Annotated in this window: 13 protein-coding genes; 8 read left to right on the top strand and 5 right to left on the bottom strand. The window is 53.9% G+C overall.

Annotated features, from left to right (window positions below; translation table 11 throughout):
- Nucleotides 1-118: 118 nt before the first annotated feature.
- Nucleotides 119-1,399, bottom strand: a complete 1,281-nt coding sequence (locus Pla22_RS01160) for a hypothetical protein (protein WP_146512953.1) — start codon at nucleotides 1,397-1,399, stop codon at nucleotides 119-121.
- Nucleotides 1,400-1,568: 169 nt separating this feature from the next.
- Between Pla22_RS01160 and Pla22_RS01155 the strand changes: the two genes are divergently transcribed.
- The 6 genes from Pla22_RS01155 to Pla22_RS01130 all read left to right on the top strand — a co-directional run bounded on the left by Pla22_RS01155 (nucleotide 1,569) and on the right by Pla22_RS01130 (nucleotide 11,239).
- Complete coding sequence (locus Pla22_RS01155) at nucleotides 1,569-2,843, top strand: putative sugar nucleotidyl transferase (RefSeq protein ID WP_146512952.1); 1,275 nt, start codon at nucleotides 1,569-1,571, stop codon at nucleotides 2,841-2,843.
- Nucleotides 2,844-2,990: 147 nt separating this feature from the next.
- The gene (gene argC / locus Pla22_RS01150) at nucleotides 2,991-4,025 is read left to right on the top strand and encodes an N-acetyl-gamma-glutamyl-phosphate reductase (RefSeq protein WP_146512951.1); all 1,035 of its coding nucleotides are present in this window, start codon (nucleotides 2,991-2,993) and stop codon (nucleotides 4,023-4,025) included.
- 146 nt (nucleotides 4,026-4,171) lie between these two features.
- The gene (locus tag Pla22_RS01145) at nucleotides 4,172-5,383 is read left to right on the top strand and encodes a type II CAAX endopeptidase family protein (protein WP_165440462.1); all 1,212 of its coding nucleotides are present in this window, start codon (nucleotides 4,172-4,174) and stop codon (nucleotides 5,381-5,383) included.
- 31 nt (nucleotides 5,384-5,414) lie between these two features.
- Nucleotides 5,415-8,438, top strand: coding sequence for a VWA domain-containing protein (locus Pla22_RS01140; RefSeq protein WP_146512949.1), 3,024 nt, complete (start codon nucleotides 5,415-5,417; stop codon nucleotides 8,436-8,438).
- A 405-nt stretch (nucleotides 8,439-8,843) separates the two neighbouring features.
- Nucleotides 8,844-10,514, top strand: coding sequence for an OprO/OprP family phosphate-selective porin (locus Pla22_RS01135; RefSeq protein WP_242631727.1), 1,671 nt, complete (start codon nucleotides 8,844-8,846; stop codon nucleotides 10,512-10,514).
- Nucleotides 10,515-10,573: 59 nt separating this feature from the next.
- Entirely contained in the window at nucleotides 10,574-11,239 is a 666-nt protein-coding gene (locus Pla22_RS01130; protein ID WP_146512948.1) for a hypothetical protein, read from the top strand.
- A 10-nt stretch (nucleotides 11,240-11,249) separates the two neighbouring features.
- Here Pla22_RS01130 and Pla22_RS01125 read toward each other — a convergent pair whose 3' ends face one another.
- The 4 genes from Pla22_RS01125 to Pla22_RS01110 form a co-directional block, all read right to left on the bottom strand.
- Nucleotides 11,250-11,597 carry a P-II family nitrogen regulator gene (locus Pla22_RS01125; protein ID WP_146512947.1) on the bottom strand — a complete coding sequence of 116 codons (348 nt, stop codon included), beginning with the start codon at nucleotides 11,595-11,597 and terminating at the stop codon, nucleotides 11,250-11,252.
- A 417-nt stretch (nucleotides 11,598-12,014) separates the two neighbouring features.
- Complete coding sequence (locus Pla22_RS01120) at nucleotides 12,015-13,457, bottom strand: ammonium transporter (protein ID WP_146512946.1); 1,443 nt, start codon at nucleotides 13,455-13,457, stop codon at nucleotides 12,015-12,017.
- Nucleotides 13,458-13,921: 464 nt separating this feature from the next.
- Nucleotides 13,922-15,370 (bottom strand): porin, encoded by a 1,449-nt coding sequence (locus Pla22_RS01115; protein ID WP_390620233.1) that lies wholly within the window; start codon nucleotides 15,368-15,370, stop codon nucleotides 13,922-13,924.
- Nucleotides 15,371-15,849: 479 nt separating this feature from the next.
- Nucleotides 15,850-17,130, bottom strand: a complete 1,281-nt coding sequence (locus tag Pla22_RS01110; RefSeq protein WP_146512945.1) for a porin — start codon at nucleotides 17,128-17,130, stop codon at nucleotides 15,850-15,852.
- A gap of 532 nt (nucleotides 17,131-17,662) precedes the next feature.
- Between Pla22_RS01110 and ftsY the strand changes: the two genes are divergently transcribed.
- Entirely contained in the window at nucleotides 17,663-18,844 is a 1,182-nt protein-coding gene (ftsY, locus tag Pla22_RS01105) for a signal recognition particle-docking protein FtsY (RefSeq protein WP_146512944.1), read from the top strand.
- Between the two features lie 734 nt (nucleotides 18,845-19,578).
- On the top strand, nucleotides 19,579-20,646 hold the full coding sequence (locus Pla22_RS01100) for a hypothetical protein (RefSeq protein ID WP_146512943.1): 1,068 nt from the start codon (nucleotides 19,579-19,581) through the stop codon (nucleotides 20,644-20,646).
- Nucleotides 20,647-20,842 lie beyond the last annotated feature (196 nt).

Genomic DNA, 20,842 nt, shown 5'->3' with positions numbered 1-20,842 from the left:
TTTTTCTTTTTCGCGTTCTTTTGGTCAGCCGGCTGCGATTGGGATGTCTCTGTGACATTCGTTTTTCGCAGCCCGTGCAATCGGGCTGGCACCGTCTGGGGATCGCCATGAATCGCCTTTAATCGTCCATTGATGGATGAATGAGTGCTTCTGCGGCTCGCTGATGAGCTGCGTGTCTTGAAACGTCATCGGTGAAGCCCAGGCTGTAGTCGCGAAAACCGACTAACGGATCGGCCTCGAGATGTTCAAAGCCAAATTGGCGTGGATCAAAGTGGTGGTGGTGAAGTCTTAACGCCATCGCAACGTCGCGGACCTGGGTCCGGATTTTGACTTTTCGATCGGCGATCATTTGCCAGACATGAGCAGTTCGTGTGTCGGCGGTGAAAGATGAAAAGTCAAAGTGAAAGTCGCTGCGATTTAGTTTTGACGCGACCAGCATTGCGGTGACCACCGCAGATGGGCTCGACGAAGGATCCGCTAGCACACTCGAAGCAATTTCCCCTGCCTCGTTGTCGCAGTGGTAACGTGTGGCCACCAGCAATCGAGTACGGTCGCAGTGCTGGGCCGGTTTGGACTCGTTCAACCACACGCCGATCAAGCGTTGGATCACAATTGCCGAACTTTGATGAGTGGATTTCGCCAAGCTAGTGTCAGGGCCGAGTGCGGTGTTAGTCAGTGCCGTCGCGATGCGTTTGGATTGAGCAACGACTCGCGAATTCGATTCCGGCATTCGATTCGCAATGATCTGTTCGGTGAGCAAGATGATCCACCGATCCTGATCTTCCACACCCAAGCGATACGGATCGAGTGTTGTTTCGTTGTCGGAAGTCCCCAGCGGCATCGCTCGAAAGAGAAACGGGTACTTTTTTAAAATGGCCGCATAGCTTCGCCGGGCGTGCAAATCGGTTCCCGCGCAGGACGCAAATTGATTCCAACCCGGTGTCGCGAGCTGAGCAACTGGAACTCTGGGATTGATGAACTGAAGCAGTTGTTCATCCTGCCTTGCTTGTTCGGCCTCGCGAATGATCGCTTGGGTCGCCAGCCGAACTTCGATCGATTCATGATGAAGCCCCTGCTTCAAATCGTCGATCCCGAAGTTCATGGCATGATCGGCAAGTCTTTGACGAGCTTTCAACCGACTTAGAAACTCGTCATCGTCGAGTTTTGCGATCAAGTTTCTTAGGTAAGTTTGCGGGTCATCGTTATCCTCCCCGTCCACTGCCCCGTCCACTGCGCCGTCCGCTGCGATGTCCACTGCCCCGCCCACTGTTATGTCCGCTGCCATGCTCACGCCACTTGAACTGCTCGCATCGCTAACCTCGACCGCCGGGCACAGGACTGGCACAGCGATGGAAACAGCGAGAGCGGTGCAGATGATAACTTGCAGAGGGATACGCATATAAAGATTGGGGGACGGGGACGAATAGGCGCCTTTGACAAGGCTAATTCGCGACCTCGTATGCGGATCCATCTTTCCCGCTTTGGTGGGCTGAGATTGATCGGGCAAAACGATTAAACTGCACCAGCCCTACAAACCCACTCTTCTCTCGTATCTGCTCTGACCGCTCATGATCGTTGTTTGCTTTGAAGATTCGCACGTGGACGATCTGCAGCCGGTCGCGATCGCTCGCCCAGCGTATGCAATCACTTGCGCCGGATATCGGCTATTGGACTGGCTCGAAGATTTGCCGGGTAAGAAATTTGGATCTGTCCGATCTCATTTGCAGATGATCCAAGAGCTTGATTTGGGATTGAAGTCACCTCCGTCGACGCTCAGCGATTCGCAATGGTCGGACGATAAGGACGGTGTGCTACTAATCAATGCACGATTGTGTCCATCGGTAGCCACCCGAGAACGATTGGTGTCCTTTGCGAAGTCAAATCAGTCATGCGTGATCGTCGATACCGAGGACCAGTCGGTTTTGGCCGCTCGGATCACGGCCGGCGATTTGGCGAAAGCTATCGAGATGGACGCTGCCTCGAACAAGTCGGCGACCGAATCGTTGTTGTCCTCGGCGATGGACTTAAAACCGATCGCTGAAACGCTGAGCGTGTTTCGTTGGCCTCACGACATTGTGAAGCTTCACATGCAGGAAATGCCGGCATCGATGAATGATCGTTTGCGTCGAGGCAACTACCAAGAAATCATGGACGGTGTTTTCGCCGGAGCCAACGTCAAGGTGGGTGAGTACGCCGTTGTTGATTCGTCCGAAGGACCGATTGTATTTGAAGACAACGTCAACGTCGGGCCTTTTTGCTACTTGTCAGGGCCTGTTCATGCGGGACGTGGGACTCGAGTGATCGAGCACGCAGCGTTAAAAGATGGAGTTGCGTTGGGCCATACCGTCAAGATTGGTGGCGAAGTCGAAGCGTCCGTGATCGAACCTTACACGAACAAACAGCATCATGGTTTCCTAGGACACAGCTACCTTGGCAGTTGGATCAACTTGGGAGCGGGAACCTGTAACAGTGATTTGAAGAATACGTACGGTAAAATCAACATCACTTACGGCAACGACAAAGTGGCGACGGGAATGCAGTTTCTGGGATGCTTTATCGGTGACTATTCCAAGACGGCGATCAACACCAGCATTTTCACCGGAAAGGTGATCGGGGTGTGTAGCATGATGTATGGCTTCGTTACGTCGAACGTGCCGAGCTACGTCAACTATGCACGACTTTTTGGCCAAACGTCGTTGTTGCCCGCTGACGTGATGATCAATACCCAAAAACGAATGTTTGCTCGTCGAAAGGTCGAGCAGCGAGAGTGCGATAAGCAGCTTATTCGTGACATGTACGCGTTGACGGCGGGTGAGCGTGCCGCGGATCCCGATTTGTTGTAACTGAACGTTTTGAACCGATGGTCGCAAAGTACGTGGCTACCTTGGCGATCACCAACAGCCACCGAAAGTCTTGGCGACTGTTGTTTCCGATTTATTCCCCCATCCACCGTCTCTTTCTACCAGCGCAGTCTTAGGTGCAGATTCACGATGAACGAAGTTAAAGTTGGCATTGTTGGTGCGACCGGATACACCGCGATCGAAGTTGCACGTTTGTTGCAGTCGCACCCCAGTGCAAAGTTAGTGGCCGCGACAAGCCGAGCCGACGAAGGAAAACCGCTCGCCGAGATTCATCCGTCGTTGGCCGGTCGCTGTGATGTTCAAATCGAGACCTTTGATGCCTTGGCGATCGCCGAACAATGTGACGTGGTGATGTGCTGTCTGCCTCACGGCGCTTCGGCGGAAACCGTGCGTGAGCTTGCCAATGCGGGCACTCGCGTGATTGATTTCAGTGCCGACTTTCGTTTGTCCAGCGTTAAGGTCTACGAGAAATGGTACGGCGTGACTCACCCTTGGCCTGAAAAAATTGGTCAAGTTGTCTATGGGATGCCGGAATTTTTCGCCGACAAAATCCGCGACGCGAAGATCGTGGCCAATCCGGGTTGCTATCCCACGTCGGCGATCATGCCGCTTTCTCCATTGATCAAGGCTGGGTTGATCGAGACGAGTGACATTATCATCGACAGCAAAAGCGGGGTGAGTGGAGCAGGACGCAGTGCCAAAGTAGCGACGCTTTACTGTGAAACGAACGAATCGATCTCGGCCTACGGTGTGGGAACCCATCGCCATGGCCCCGAGATCGATGACCTCGTCAAACGGATTTCAGGTACGGCGGTTTCGACAATTTTTACTCCTCACTTAACGCCGATGGACCGTGGAATTCTTTCGACGATCTATGTGCGTCCACGTAACGCTGACGGGAAAAACAAACTCGCTTCGGCAGAGGACTGCTTTGCGTGTTGGCAGGCATGTTACGACGAAAGCCAGTTCGTTACGCCAGTTGAGCATTTGCCTGCGACTAAGCACGTCTCGGGCACTAACTACGTTCAAATGGCAGTCCGTCCCAGTGGCGATCGTTTGGTGCTGATTTGCGCGATCGACAACTTGGCGAAGGGGGCTAGTGGAGCTGCGATACAGAACATGAACGTGATGTTCGGGCTCGACGAATCCACGGGGCTCAAATAGCCGTCACCAACGCACGATCCGTTGCAAGGTCGTTTAGCAATTTGAACGGCTAAATTGTCGGCTGCGAAGCAGCCAGAATGCCTGTCGCAAAGCAGCGACGAAGGTTGGCGATTGGAGTACAATTCCCACGGCGGAATTTGCTTAGCTTGCCTTGTCTTTCTCTACAGTCGGTCGCTTTGATGGAATTTGATGAACACGGACCGACGTCGCCAAAAAATTGGCGTGATCAAGAGCGGGACAATCCCGGAATAAACGATCCCGGAATGGGTGATCCCGGACTGGGTAATCCCGGGATGAAGGGTTCGTTAGGCGATCGTTCTGAACAAGTTCCACTTCCAAACCCGTACGCGAAACCAGCTCAAGCGGACTGGCCACAGGGTCAGGATGGATCAAGCGACGCGAAATCAGACGTTTTAGGCAATCCTTACTTGTCGGGTTCATCGGCGTTCCTGTCACGCCGTCGATTGTGGACTCCATTTGCGATGGGCGTTGTCGCGCTAATGGTGTTCTTCGTATCCAGTTTAGTGATGGCTCTAGCAGCGGTCCTGGTTGTTCATGGCACGATTTCGATGGAGTTGCTGAGAGACCCTGAACAATTGATGTCGGTTTCTCGGTCGCGATTGGGATTACTGATCATGGTCGTTTTGCCGCAGTTTGCCTTGGTGACTCCGGCGGTGATCGCCGCGTTCCTGTCACCCACACCGATGCTACGTCGCTTATCGTTGGTTCGCGGTCATTGGCCGTTATGGGCATGGCTTGCTGCCGCCCTCGCGACTCCGCTTGTTGGATTGGCCTCGAGTCTGGTGGTCGGACTGTTTATGGATGAGAGTGAGAGCTTGAAGGAAATGAGCAGCATCTTTCGTGCTCACGGAGCATCAGGGTTCTTGATTCCGTTGGCATTGATGATCGGAGCAACCCCAGCGATTTGCGAAGAAATTTTGTTCCGCGGTTACATTCAAACACGCCTGACTGCGGCCCTGCATCCGGTCATAGGTATCTTGATCGCGTCATTCTTGTTCGCGGTCTTTCACCTCGATCTGGTGCACGTGGTGGCGGTTTTTCCGATGGGAGTTTTCCTGGGATTTGTTAGTTGGCGTAGCGGATCGCTGGTTCCCGCCATGTTGGGGCACTTTGTCAATAACGTAATCAGCGTGATCGCGGTGGTGCTTGCACCGGAGGGTGAAACCGATGTCTTGGGGGCACCTGCCTTAATGATTTCCTTGGGGATCATCTTGGCGGGTATCATGGGCATGGCGGCCACGATGGTTGCGGCAACCATGTACGGAAAACCACGGGATCCCGAAGGTCCCATAGAATTAAGCACAGCACCGTCGTCCACCGTTTTGAATCACGTCTAAATCCATTACGGGATTGTTGGAACACTTCAATATGTTGCCCTACCGTCTCGGATTCGATCACCCCGGTTACCTGTGGCTGTTATTGGCGGTGCCGGTTTTATGGTGGATCGGCTATTCATCGCTCGCTGCGCTCGGGAAATTGCGCCGCGTCCTTGCCCTCGGTTTTCGCACGGTCGTTTGGACAGCGATCGTGATGGCGCTTGCCGGCGTCCAATTGGTACGGACAAGTGACCGAGTTACCGTCATGTTCCTGCTCGATCAATCCGAGAGTATCCCGCAGGTGAAACGCCAAGCAATGCTCGACTACGTGATTCGCAATGTCCGCCGACATCGCGATCGTACTCGCGAAGACCGCGCTGGCATCATAGTTTTCGGACGTGACGCGGCTATCGAAATCCCACCTTTCGACGATGACATTCCAACGCTTCGCCGTTTGGAAAGTCTTACGGGGCGAGCCGATGCGACGAATTTAGAGTCAGCAATCAACTTGGCCAAAGCGTCCATGCCCGAAGACACTTCTCGGCGGATCGTGATCGTTACCGATGGCAACGAGAATGTGGGTGCAGCTAGAAGTTTGGCTGCTCGGGTCGCACGTAGTGGAATCGGGATCGATATCGTTCCTGTGATGATAGATGCGTCCAGCGAGGTGCTTGTCGAGAAGATTGATCTGCCTCAGAACATTCGCAAAGGGCAACCGTTTGAAGCTCGCATCGTGGTCAACAACTACACAGATGCCAATCAGAGCGAACCGGTCAAAGGAAAGTTACGGGTCAAGCAGCAAGTCGGCGGCGACGAAACTTTGCTGTTAGAAGAATCCATCACACTCGACCCCGGCAAAAACGTCTTTCCGCTGCGGCATCAAATTGAACAACCCGCCGCCTACGTGTACGACGCCGAGTTTATACCGGACTCCGAAAACGATGATGGCCTGCGGCAAAACAACAATGCCACGGCCTACACCTATGTCCGCGGCAAAGGACGAGTGTTGTTGATCGAGGAACGTTCGCGCATTGGTGAGTTTGATTTGATGATCGAAGCGCTTCGCGACGGAAATATCGAAGTGGTATCGCAGCCTAGCGACGAATTGTTTGGCTCGTTGGCAGAGTTGCAGGCCTATGACGCAGTGATCCTAGCGGGAGTACCGCGAGTGTCGGGTGACGCGACTGATCAGATCACTTCATTTAGCGATCAACAAATCGATATGCTTGTCAGCAACACGCAGCAACTCGGCGCCGGCTTGTTGATGATCGGTGGTCCGGAAGCTTTCGGCGCAGGCGGTTGGACCGGCACGAAGATCGAAGAGGCAATGCCTGTTGATTTCAAGATTAAGAACACGAAGATCCAGGCGGTTGGGGCACTCGCGTTGATCATGCACGCTAGTGAAATGGCCGAAGGAAACTATTGGCAAAAAGTGATTGCCAAGTCCGCGATTGAACAACTCGGCCCCGCTGATTATGCCGGTGTGGTTCACTGGACGATGCAGGGCGATAAATGGATGTGGGGCGGCAAGAATGGATTGTTAGAGGTTGGCGCCAATCGGCGAGCGATGCTTGCTGCCTTAGGACGGATGACACCTGGCGACATGCCGCAGTTTGATCCGGCGATGCGAATGGTGGTGGCCGGACTGACACGGACTCCCGCTTCGGTTAAGCACTGCATCATTATCAGTGATGGCGACCCGACCGCTCCTTCGCCAGCGACGGTGGGGTCGTTTAAGCAAAACAACATAACGATTAGCACCGTTGCGGTTGCTTCGCACGGTTTGACCGAAAGTCGGCGATTGCAGCAAATCGCGACGGCGACGGGCGGTAAGTACTACGCCGTCAGTAGTGGCAAAGCGTTACCGAGAATCTTTCAGCGAGAAGCTCGGCGGGTCGCCCGCCCATTGGTTTACGAACCGCCCGGTGGCGCGGTCCCGGAAGTTGTCTTTCCGCATCCGCTGCTCGACGGCGTTGACCGGGTGCTGCCTACGATCGAAGGTTTTGTGTTGACCCAAGCGAAGGAAAGCCCGCTTGCCCAGGTGTTGATCCAATCGCCTAAACCGGACGCACCCGAAAATGCGACAGTGCTCGCGGTCTGGACTTACGGTTTGGGGCGAACGGCAGTTCTCACCACCGACACCGGCGCCCGCTGGGCAGGTGGTTGGACGAAGTGGGATGGGTACGACAAGTTTTATACTCAGTTGGTTCGGTGGTTGATGCGACCTACCGGCGACACTGGCAAGTTCTCAATCGCAACTCAAGTACGTGACGGAGAGGTCCAGGTGGTCGTCAATGCACTTAGCACGGACGACACGTTCCTGAACTTCTTAGAAATGAATGCGACCGCGTTGGGGCCTGATCTAAAACCCATTGCCTTGCGGATGAAGCAAACCGCGCCAGGTCGCTATGTGGGATCCTTTCCGGGCGATCAAGCCGGCAGCTACTTTGTGAACGTGGTTCCCGGTGCCGGGGCCACACCGTTGACGACGGGGGTGACAGTGCCCTACAGCGAAGAATATCGCGTCCGTGAAACCAACGAAGCTCTGTTGAACTCACTAGCTTCTTTGAAACCTGAAGGAGGTGAACCCGGTATTGTGACCGTACCATTGCAATCCGAGCCTTCAGAGGACTTGATTGATTCGAATACGTTTCGAGGCGGTTTGCCGCTCGCACGAAGCATTCGTGACGCTTGGCCATGGTTCGTGCTATTGGGGTGTCTTGTATTCCTAGCCGACGTGTTCGTGCGGCGTGTATCCATTAGCTTGGCTTGGTTAGGGAAGTGGATCGCAAAACTTCGCGGGAAAGCAGATGCAACTTCTACCCAAAAAACCGAGAGGCTCGATGCGTTGCGGAAAAGCAAAGAGTCGTTGGGTGAGTCGCTCGAAAAACGTCGTGCGAGTGTCCGCTTTGAACCAACTCAAAACGACCGATCGGCAGATGATGTGAACCTGGAGCAACCCACTGCCTTAGACGTGACGAAGAATGAGGCCAAAGAGGTACCAGCAAGTGAACCCGACGCCAAGAGTTACACCGAACGATTGTTGGAAGCCAAACGCAAAGCGAAGAAACAGTAACCGCGCTGTTAACACTACAACCCTTACAAGTTATCGCCCAATCGGACGATGCCTTGGTGTTCGTGCTTAAGCATCTTTCTTCTGATTCACGAAAGCTTCATCGGGGTGCCTGGAGCGGGTTGGCCGAGGACAGTTGTGCCAGATCCTCCGATTACTGCTGTTGTTTTGGTAACGTCGCTTGATCCGCGCGTATTACGACGGATGGAAGCTTCTGTTTAATGCAGTCATCTTTGGCATGTGTATGTTTGTTTGTTCTGACGAAGATTCAAACAGCCAGCAGAGATTGCGATTGCCGATAGGTAATCGCCCAGTGCATGAAGCCAGACCCTGCTCGCTCTTTAGCAGCTAAGCGTGATGCAGAGCCGCAACGTTACACTACTTCGAAATCATGGATGGTTTCTTCAGATGTCACATTCTACTCGGCGAGCGCGACGCGCTCTTCGGGCAGCGCTCGGCGTTGCCCTGTCTGCATTCTCGGTCGGATTCACCGGCGATGCCCTTGCGGACGATAACCATTTTCAAGTCCCGTCAAGCCTTGCCGGTGACGTTGCCGTCGTGATGCCGACGAACTACGCCAGTCCCGGTGCATGGTTGCTTGACGAAGCGGTGGAAGACGTTAGCGAGACCGTTCCCGCTGCACCCAGCGTTGACAATGAACCCAATGCTAATGCTGAGGCAACCGATCAAAGCAGCGATGATTCAGTCGTAGCCGATGAAGACGCAGCAGAACTATCCGTCCCTCAAACCGATGACGAGAGCGTCGAGGATTCGGATGACGACGACGGTTCTCTAGAAGAACGCTTTGAAGAGTTCGAGGAACATCTTTCCGAACTTGAAGATTCGATCGACGAAGTGGCGGAAGTTGCAGGCAACAAATCGCTCGTTGTCAGCGGTTCCAGCAAGTCGACCATGAAAGTCAGCGGACGAGTTCACTTGGACGCATGGGGTTTCGATAACGACGAAGGCGTCACTCAATTTGCAGGCGGCGAAGACGAGGAGAACAGGCTTGGATTCCGACGTCTACGATTTGGGGTCGCCGGCAAAGTCAAAGATAACATGCTCTACAAAATAGAGATGGAATTCGCAGGCGGAAACGACAGCGAATTCCGAGACGCTTACATTGGTTGGACTGATTTGCCCGTGCTGCAGTTAGTCCTAGCCGGTAACCAAAAGCGTCCCTATGGATTGGATCACCTGAACAGTTCTCGCTACAACGTGTTCATTGAACGACCGTTCGTGATTGAAGCGTTCAACGAAGACGCGCGACGTCTCGGCTTGCAGTCCTACGGCGTTTCTGATGACCTGGCTTGGAACTGGCGTTACGGTGTGTTCAATCAACGCAACGTCCAAGATGAAGGCAACTACGTCGGCGACCACTTGCAACTCGAAGTTGCCGGACGTCTCGCGAACACCATTTGGTACGACGACATCAGTGGTGGCCGCGGGTACGCTCACTGGGCTGTTTCCGGTGCTCACGCCGACGTCAGCAAAGACGCACTTTCCGAAGCGAGATTTCGTACCCGTCCCGAAGCACGCACGGCCGGCACTCGATACTTTGACACCGGTCAGATTGCTGGAGCTGACTACTACAATTTGATCGGGCTCGAAGGTGTCGTTAACGTCGGCGCTCTGCAAATCGTTGGGGAGTATCAATCCAATTGGGTCGAACGCGACGGATTTGAGGATGTTCGACTTGATGGCGGATACGTGTACGCCAGCTATTTCTTGACGGGTGAACACATGCCTTGGGATCGCGAAAGCGGCACGATCGATCGGGTTACTCCGTTCCAGAATTTCTGGTTGGTTGACAAGTGCGATGGATGTCGCGAAGCAGGTTGGGGAGCCTGGCAGGTGGCTGCTCGTTATTCCCAAGCCGACTTCAGCGACGGCGACATCTTCGGCGGTGAAGGCGAAGCACTCACGGTTGGTTTGAACTGGCACTGGAATTCGAACGCTCGGATGCAGTTCAACTACGTTACCGGAAAGAGCGAAAACAGCACCGTGGGTAACCGTGCCGGTGCACCAATTGAAGGTAACTACGACATCTATGGCGCTCGCTTCATGATCGACTTCTGATCTTCCGCCGAGTTGCTATTCGACCCACCAAACACCCAACATTTGTTCAAGGTCCTATCATGAACCGTTTCCTATTATCTGCCGTTGCCTTCGTAACGCTGACGTTCTCCACCGTTCAAGTCCATTCCGTGCAAGCCGGCGGATGCCTTGGCGATCAATGCAACAAGGTTTGTTGCCCCAAGTGTGATTGCAAGTGTTACACCTGCAATCTTGACGCTAAAGTCGTCGATGCTGAAAAGCAGTGCTTCGAAGTTGAGCACGATGTTATCTGCATTCCCAAAGTTGTTTTTCCATGGCAACGCGGTAAGAAGGGCTGTAACCGTTGCGATTCGTGCGACGGCAGTGGTTGCAGCGCTTGTCACCACAACGGTGCGAAGATTCGCAAGGTCAAGAAGCTCAAGACCAAGAAGTACACTTGCCCCGAATGCGAATACACTTGGACCGCCAAGGAAACTGGGCCGGTATGTTCAAGCGGCGGAAACTGCGGTTGCGGTGTCAGTAGCTGTGACGGTGGTTGCGATGGAATGACTTACAGCGAAAGCTACTCAATTCCCCAACCGTTGCCCGCTCTTGAAGCTGCACCCCAGTATCAAGCAACGCCGTATCAGGCCTCGCCATATCAGGCAGCGCCGTATCAGGCACCTGAAAGCAACAACTATTCCGAAGAGTTGCCTTCGCCTAATCAGCAGTCGTCGTTGATGTCCGTTGAAGTCGACACCCTGTAGCCAGCGAGTGCTAGATCGCTTCCTGGCCGCGTTCGCCCGTTCGGATTCGGATGCAATCATCCATTGGGAGAACGAATATCTTGCCATCGCCGATCTCACCGTCATCACCGCTGCGTCCGCCGGCGGTGATGGCGGCCACTGTGGGTTCAACAAATTGTTCGTTGACGGCAATTTGAAGCTGGATCTTTCTTAGCAGATTCATGCCGACATCATGACCGCGAAACGACCCTGTCTGACCGCGTTGCCGTCCAAAGCCTTGGCAATCCAATACGGTCATTCGAACCACTTCGACGTCGCGAAGCGCCTCTTTGATGGAATCAAGCTTGCCCGGTTGGATGATGGCGATGATGAGCTTCACGTTGCAAGCCAGCGATGGGGAAGGGGAAAGACGGGTGCGGAATGCCGAGGCTACAATCGACAATTCTACTCCGTTTTTCAGTTCAGCTAAGCCCTGATGTTTTTCAGCTGTTTCCCAGCTGTTTCCCAGCTGTTATTCAGCGCTGGTGTGAATCAACGAAAAGAGCCGGTGACTACCAAGGCAATCACCGGCTCCGGATCATGGAAAAACCCGAGCCTGAGCAAGCGAGGCGGACGCCTACTCAGGTCGGGCTGCTTCTGGCCCAGGCAAGAGCCAAGAAGTTTCCAGTCTCCCCGAACTTAGAATGGTTCAATCAAAGAGTCGTCCCGAAGGAGCTCGAGATTTACAAACCCCGCCGAGCGCTTCGCCGCCCGATCAAGCAGACCGGACGACGAAGCAGCGGTGGGTAGATCAAAATCACACGCTAACAGCACCGCCAGCAATGGCGTCTGATGGGTAAGCGTGCATGCCGTGCTCGGAAACATCCAAGCCAGCTTGTTCTTCTTCTGGCGATACTCGAAGCATGCCTGCAGCCTTGAGAACTACGAACAGTGCTAACATCAAGCCGAAGGCCCAAACGCAGTACGATGCAGTTCCGATCAATTGAGTGACGAAGCTGGTGTCGCCGCTAGCGAGGTGCTTGTTGGGCAGAATTCCAAGAGCCATGCAGCCCCAGACACCGCACAGACCGTGTACCGGCCATGCACCCACTGGATCGTCGATCTTGGCCTTGTCGAGCATGATCACACCGAGCAAGACAAGAGCACCGGCGACGCCGCCAACAACGATTGACATGCCGTTGGTGAACGCGTCACAGCAAGCGGTGATTCCAACCAACCCGCCCAATGCACCGTTCAGGCTCATGGTCAAGTCAGGCTTGCCGAACATTCCCCAGCTAAGAATCGTTGAGATCAAGGCACCAGCAGCAGCAGCCAGCGTTGTGTTAACAGCAATCATGACGGTTGCGTCGATGTCGCCGGTTCCTTGGAACGCCAATTGGCTACCAGGGTTGAAGCCATACCACCCAACCCAAAGGATGAATACACCCAGGGCTGCGAACGTGATGTTGTGACCAGGCAGTGGCACGCTTTTGCCATCAGCCGAGAAGCGTCCGATGCGTGGGCCCAAGATGATTGCACCAGCCAAGCCAGCGAAACCACCAACGGCGTGTACCACAGCGGAACCAGCAAAGTCTTGGAAGCCCATTTCAGCAAGCCATCCGCCGCCCCATTTCCAGTAACCAGCGATCGGGTAGATCAAACCGGTCAACAGAGCGCTGTATACCAAGTAGGCAGTGAACTTCATGCGTCCGGCGACAGCACCAGAAACGATCGTTGCGGCAGTCGCAGCGAACACGGCTTGGAAGAACCAGTCAACTTGAGGGCTGAATGTACGCTCAACATCCGATGTCTCGTAAATTCCGGTTCCACCGAAACCAAAGTAACCATTGCCAGCGACAGATGGTTCCGCGTAGCTGTCTGGGTACATCAGGCCAAAGCCGATTGCGAAGAACAGCAATGCACCAACGGCAAGGTCCATCACGTTCTTCGACAGGATGTTGACGGTGTTCTTAGCCGAGTTCAAACCGGCTTCGACCATGGCGAATCCAGCCTGCATGAACAGAACTAGAACGGCACAAAAGAACAAGATCGCATTATCAAGGGCATAGCCAACGCCGAGATCCGCTTCTTCCACTGCTTCTTCTGCAGGAGCTTCAGCGACAGCCTCGGCAGCCGCTTCAACAGCCTCTTGGGCAAACACAGGGACGGAATCGAAGAAACCAAAACCAATCACTCCGGCCAGCACCAAGCTGGGGAGCACGAACTTTCGGAGCGAGGTCGCTCGGAAACACTCAACCATTGTTAATCCACCTTCTCGTAGGATGATCGACGATATTTTGCGGGGCCAAGCACCAATTGCTTGACGTTCACACGCACAACGCGAGCGTGTGCCAATGTCGGTCACCATCTACTCCTGCCCGGGCCATCTTTAAAATCGCTCGAGAGTGAAGGCGACGAGGGCCTTTCCCCCGCTGCTCGCGTTGATGGCATTGAAAGCAATCGGTAGGCCAAAGCCGTTAGCTCGCCGCTTGCTTCCGTGCGCAAGGTCTTTGATGTAAACGCTTTAAATAAAATTTGCGTTTTCCGTTTGCGCCGGTTTCTCAGGTTGGAATGCTTTGGCGTGCCTTGGTTGTGGGCATCGCCTGCTGAATGTGTTGGCAAACGTTGGTGGTCGGGTCGCATGTTGATTCGAACACCGAGCAGCAACGAAAAAAGGCGAGCCATGCGGCCCGCCTTTTCGTGGTTCATCAATAGGATTCCTGTTTAGAACAGGATAATTGTGTCGATGCCAAAGGTGGTTTGGCGTTCGGCCCCGTCTTCTAGCACTTGGAAGTCGGCTGCGGCGTAGTTGGCTTCACTGCCCTGAGCCCAGTCCCAGCGAATTTCGGGGCGGAACATCAAATTGGCGTGAGGTTTGACATTCATGCCCAACGTCAATGCGTAGATGTCAAAGTCGCCCGGTAAGTTGGCACCCGCAGTCGCGTTGTCGCCGTAAAGACCAACACTGTCGGCATTCACGTTCCACCATTCGAATCGAGCACCAAATCCAAGGCAGTCGCTGACTTGTTTGATCAGGTACTGGTTGATGCCGTAAGTTTCGCGAACTGTCGCACCGTTGTGATCTTCGGAATCAAGAATGTCCGCTTGGAAGATGTAGCTAAGGTCTTCGGTCAGTTGAATGTTGGCAACCGTTGACGACATGATGCCACGTTCGTCACCGCCAAAGTTATCAGCGAACCGACCACCCACGACTGTGGAAGTAACGTTGATGTCGTCGGTCAACTGGACCGAACCGCCGCCCAAGAACGCGTCGCCGTTGTCCTCGAAACCGCTGTCCCAACCAAGGACATAGCCGCCGAACAAGCTGATGTCGTCGGTCATAGCGTAGGTTGCAATCGCACCGGAGTGCGTGAACGGTTCGCTGTTGTACATCGTGTAGGCGTGGCTATAGAAGAAGTTGTCCGGAGCGGTGACGACTTCATAGCCAATGAGCGTGTAGAAGTGACCAAACTTGATGCTGAAGTCACCGTAACCCGCTTCGCCGTAGAGTTGCGGCAGAGCGTGACCGTAGGCTCCGTGGTCCCACTGGTTATCCCAGTGACCGTTGGCGATGCCAAACGCTTGAGTGTCTTGTGCGTCGATGCCGTAGACGTAGTCGATGCGACCGCCGAGGTCAAAACCATCGGATGTATCGATTGCCTTTTCGGCGTAGATCCATGCTTGGTGCAAGTTGTATTCGTGCTTGCGGCTGTTGAACAAGATTGTGTTCTTGTTGTGATAGCCCATCTGAACCCAACCACCGGCTTGGTAGTCACAGCAACCGCCAAGCAGTTGGAAGGGGTCGCCAAGGTCGCATTGTCCAATGCTGCCGCAGGACATCAGTCCGCCACCGCACTCGTCGTCGCAGCCTGAGTCGCCAAATCCATATCCGGCACCGCAACCACCGTCGCATCCGCCATCACAATCGCAGGCGGGGACCATGGATTCGCAGCCACATTCGGGTTCGCCGCAATCGCAATAGTTTACTAGTGACAAACCACTGCCAATGGAATCTGCTTCGAGGTTCACCGGCTGCAAGAATTCGGAGCTTGCTGGATGAACCAGCAACGGGTTTTGGGCGGCAGCGGTGCCAAGACCCAAATTGCCGTCACCAAAGCACAGTCCGCTGGCTCCGCAGATCGCTGCCATTAGGGCCATTTTGCTTAGTTTCATCGCGATTGACTCCCGTCCCTATCGACAGCCGTGTTTCACACGGCTGGGTCTTGTTGATTCGGATTGGTGACGAGAGCTATATCCTGAGCAAACTATGTCCAAGGAGCTTCGTCTGGGAGAGGTATCGGCCGCTAAGACCGGCAAACTTAACCACACCCGGAAAAGCAAGAGCACCTGAGTGACCGGAATGACTGTCAATTGGCAAGCTGTGCGGGTTATGAGAGGTGGGGCTTCAAGACGCCCGATGTCGCACCCAGGGCTGGCGTATCTAGAACACGGCGTTGCTGGCACGACCAAAGCATCGCGTTTCTTCAAAGAACCGTGCGCGCATAAAAAAACCGGCCGCTTTGGAAATTCCAAAGCGGCCGGCATGGGTTTGGCCGTGAACCCGTAGCACGGGTGGCTCTTGAACGTCGGGGATAACCGTTCGGCTCTCCCTCGCACGGATTCTTCCAGCCTCGGTTTACCGTATCTAAACCTTAGAAGGTGAAGATGGTGTCGATGCCGAAGGTCGTTTGATCTTCGCCGTCTTCAAGACCAGCAACTTGATCGTCATCCCAGTCGAAGCGAACTTCAGGACGAACGGTCACGTTGGCGTGAGGCTTGTAGTTCGCACCAAGAGTCAGAGCGTAAATGTCTGACTCTGCTGCCGAGAACACGCCTTCTTGGTTGTACCACTCGAAACGACCACCAACAGCCCAGCAATCGCTAAGCGTCTTGATCAGGTACTGGTTGATACCGAAGGTGTCGCGAACGGTTGCACCGCTAGCGTTTTCGGTGCTCAAGTAATCACTTTGCAGGATGTACTGAACGCTGTCCGAAACGGCGTAGTCAGCAACGATCGAGTGCATGTAGCCGTTTTCGACTCCAGCGTCTCCGTCGTCAAAGCGACCGAAGGTCGTAGCGTAGATCAGGGTCAAATCGTCGGTCAAACCGAGCGATGCACCACCCAAGAACGCGTCGCCATTGTCTTCGAAGCCGCTGTCCCAACCGAGTACGTATCCACCGAACAACGACAAGTCATCGCTGGCTTCGTACGTAGCCAAAGCACCGGTGTGGGTGAAAGGCTCGCTGTTGTACATGGTGTACGCGTGGCTGTAGAAGAAGTTACCGGTCGCTTGCACAACTTCCCATCCAATGATGGTGTAGAAGTGACCAACTTTGACCGAAAGGTCGCCGTAACCAGCTTCTAGGTACAACTGAGGCAAGGCGTGACCGTAGTCAGGACCGTTGTCCCAATCGTTGTCCCAGTGATCGTTGTCGATACCGAAAGATTGGGTATCTTGCGAGTCGGTACCGTATAAGTAGTCAATGCGACCACCGATGTCGAAACCGCAGCTCGTGTCGATCGCTTTTTCAGCGTACAACCATGCTTGGTGCAGTTGCAGCTCGTCAGGACGGCTGTTGAAAAGGGCATTGCCCTTGCTGTGGTATCCAAGCGAAACCCAACCACCAGCGGACCAGCCGCAGTGCTCGCCGAAGAGCGAGTAGGGATCGCCCAAGCAGCAATCGCCGGTTAGGCAATCAAGTGCTCCGCCGACGGGGCAACCGCCGCAGGAATCACATCCGCCGTCGCAGCCCATCTCGCAACCGCAAGAAGGAAGAGCGGCTTCGCAACCGCAAGCAGGCTCGCCGCAATCGCAGCTAGTTGCTTCGCAGCAAGATACCAATTGAATGTCGTTTGTCTGATCAGCAAACACGTTGCCAGCGTAAGTTCCGCAGGCGATTGCTGCGATCAGCGCCAATTTACTAAGCTTCATATGCTTTATTAACTCCCCAGTTATCCGTTTTGGGTGATCGTGCTAGGCACAATTGTATAAACGTGAATCCGAACGACCTTCAGCCGTCGGAATGTGAGAACGCTCTCACATTCGGTGGTTGAGGCCGGAGATCTCCGTCGTGGATTTCTCGTGACGTCCCGAACCACGTTCAGTCATCGAAGGTTTCTATCGGAGGCCACCTGGGGCGATGCCGCTGTTTCTATGAAAACTATTCGCAGAAGCATCGATCGCCACTCCACAAATGCATATCGGGAAAAGCGTACTGTTTCGTACGGTCGTTCTCTCTGTTCTTGTCGATTGGATCAGCGAATTTGCTCCAATCTGGTAAACTGTAGCGATTGCAAAAGTCTAGGGATTGATAGTTCCCGCTATGCATATTGCTAGGTTTGCGAGATCAACGTGCGCTGCTGATGAGTGACGTTTCAGTCGCCGACCTACCCCCTGAAGGCATCATCGGTCACACTTTGAGGCACCTTAGTTACCCCCGAACTCCCTTTGGAATTTTGCTGCGATGGCGTTTTGGCGCTCCAAGAAAAACAATCCCGAAACCCCGGCCCCCCCACCGGTGCCGGAGAACGCACCCGAAAAGGCAGACCCAGCCGTGGAACAGACCAATCCGTCTGTTTCATCGTTCGCTCAATCGAGTCCACAAGCTGATGCCGACGCAGCGACAGAGCTGAAAGCTGAACCGACGCCTGTGGCAAACCCAGCACCGGCGGCATCCCCAGTCCCGGCGGCCGCATCAACACCGGATGCCGACCCTGCACCCGAAAAAGCCAGTGGCGGTCTGTTTTCTAAGTTCCGAGGGGCGCTTTCAAAAACTCGCCAAGCGCTGAACACCGACATCCGTGACCTTTTCAAAGCGGAAGGCCGGTTGGTAGATGATGAGTTTCTGACCGATCTGTTCGAGCGATTGATCCGGACGGACATGGGTGTTGGCCCAGCCGAAGAAATTCGTGACCGCATTGGCAAAGACTATCGCGCTCGCGTTGTGCATCTCGAGGAAATTCTGGACACGATCACCTCGCAGACCACGGCGATGCTCGAGCAAAAGTCGACGGAGCTAACCCGTGCTGCTTCCGGTCCTACGGTGATCTTGGTGGTAGGAGTCAACGGAAGTGGAAAGACGACGTCGATCGGAAAGCTTGCCTATTACCTTCATCATGCTGGTAATAAAGTCGTTTTGGGCGCTGGCGATACGTTCCGAGCTGCTGCGGTCGAACAACTAACGGTCTGGGCCGGTCGAATCGGATGTGACATCGTGACCGGTAAGCACGAAGCTGATCCCGCCAGTGTCGCGTTTCAAACGGTCGATCGAGCCGTCGAAATGGGTGCAGACATAGCAATCATTGATACCGCCGGACGATTGCAGACTCAGTCGAACTTGATGCAGCAACTCGACAAAATCCGACGCGTCATCAGTAAGAAAATCGAAGATGCACCTCATGAAGTGTTGTTGGTGCTCGATGCGACCGCAGGGCAAAACGCAATCAGCCAAGCGCGAGGCTTCAGCGAAACCGCTGGTTGCTCTGGAATTGTATTGGCCAAGCTCGATGGATCAGCCAAAGGCGGCGTCATTTTACCCATCCAGGATCAGTTTCAGCTTCCCGTGAAGTTTGTAGGGCTCGGTGAGGGAATCGAAGACATTGCTAAATTTGATCCACAATCGTTCGCCAAAGCCCTGTTTCAGTAAGGGGCAAGCAGTGCGCCTTTGCGATCGAGTGCGAGAACTCAATCTGTCAAACCTTGCATGAGGTTTCCGGTTGCCGGCTAGATACCTGCCACCAATACAGGAATCGCGATTTTGAAGTGAAAGTCTTCGACGCGAATGGCCTGACACAACCGGAAGTTACTAGGCCAGAAGTTACTAGGCCAGAAGTTACTAGGCCAGAAGTTACTGGGGCGAAACCTAGTAGGCTGGAAGTTAGTAGGCAGGAATCCGGTAGGCCTGGATCTGGTAGGCCTGGATCTGGCGGATTGGACAGCTAACAGGACAGAGAAGTAGGACCACTGCATCACGGATTATCGTGCATGGCGATGCTTTGGGGATTCGCGGCCGTTCACTCATGAAGCCAACGAATTCGTGATTCGGCAACTAACAAACGCTTGATATCCCAACTGTCCGCTCGATAACGATTCGCTGTGAATCACCCAAGGACTCCGAGGACGCGGATTGTTTCACGGTGATAAAGCGGCGAACCATAGACAAGTTGCCGAACGCGTCGGTTTCACATTTGATCGTACGTGATTCTTGAAAAGTGACCTTCGAAATGGTCGCTTGCCGGTCTCCGAGCGCTATCTATCCTTCCTGTGTGCAAGACGGTCGATGCACACTTTCCAGGAAGGAAAGGCCAATCGAGCCCGCGATGGGATCGGTTCATGCTGCGGGATGCAGTAGGAAGCCTTTGTTTCGATGGAAGAAATACAATGAATCAATCTTTGGTGATCTTTTCGGTAGTGTTTGTCCTTGGCGTCGCAACCAATGCCGATGCAGGAGATTCGGTTCGATTCGATTTGCCGCCAACCGCAGTCGCGGAAACCCATTGCAATGACCCCTCGCTTATTACGGTGAAGTTGCGATTGTCTGCAATGATCGCCGATCCCAACATGCCGCAAGTCGATCAATGGTTGATGACTTGCCATCCGCGTGACTTGCAAATGGCTGTCGTGGACTATGCACCGAAGACTGCGACCGATAGTGACGTGACATCGCCGGTACAAGTTAAAGAGATAACGGAACGATCCGAATCGTTTGGTTTAGCTACCAATGGTGCTTATGGTCCAATTTCTAGTGCAAGCTTAGGCGCTGACAAAGGTAACAAGGACATCAACACGGTTGAGTTTGATCGGCAAGCACCGATGCAAGCCGTATCCGCCGCCGGCACCATTGATCGCGGGCGAGGTGTTTATTTCAAATTGAGGTGGACAGCCAAGCAAGTATTGGAAGGCGAAAAAGTGTTTGAGGTTACCTTCCGTGTGCCCTCGAATTGGCGAGGTGGATTGTTGGACGTTGCGGTTTCTGCGGATGCGAAGCAAATCAAGTATGGCGGGCTCGAAAAGAAAACCATCAACGTCGGTCAAGCTAGGTTTGCCGTCGCTACCTATCGCGAGGGTGACGACGATGCTCGGATACAGGCCTCACAGGTTGCCGAAGCGGAATATCAGTTGCGAATGATTGCCGAGCGGCATTCCGCGTTCAAGCCAGAACTCAATTCGTTTCCGGCAATACTTCGTCATGTTGCAGGCAAGTTGGACTTTGATCAACCTCAAGAAGATCGAAAGTGGTTGTCGCGTTTGTTGTCCGGTCGAGCCGATCCGCATTTGGACAAGCGGATCGCGAGTTTGCCCATGGCCGTTCGCATTGCAACGCTCGACTACGTTGATGCTCGCGATGACTTCCTTTGGCTTAGCCGAGAGGTCGAGATGCCTTCGATGGATCCGAGAGACGAGGTACTCGTCGCAACGCCCCATTCGGAAACGGGATTCGACGACTGAGTTCAGTTCAGAAACTGAGTTCGAAAAAGAAGCTCGAGGCGATTCGGTGTGAAAACTCGCGAGTCAGCGATTGAATTCCGCAAATCAGTTCAGTGATTCAAGTCAGCAATTCAGGCCAACGATACTCAGGGCATCAAAGCTACCAAACGAGAATCCAACATGAAGGAACACAGTCTCACATCAGCCATCGCTTGAA

Origin of the sequence: Rubripirellula amarantea, from assembly GCF_007859865.1 — a bacterium.
Taxonomy (GTDB): domain Bacteria; phylum Planctomycetota; class Planctomycetia; order Pirellulales; family Pirellulaceae; genus Rubripirellula; species Rubripirellula amarantea.
This window is presented reverse-complemented; position numbering and strand designations above follow the sequence as displayed.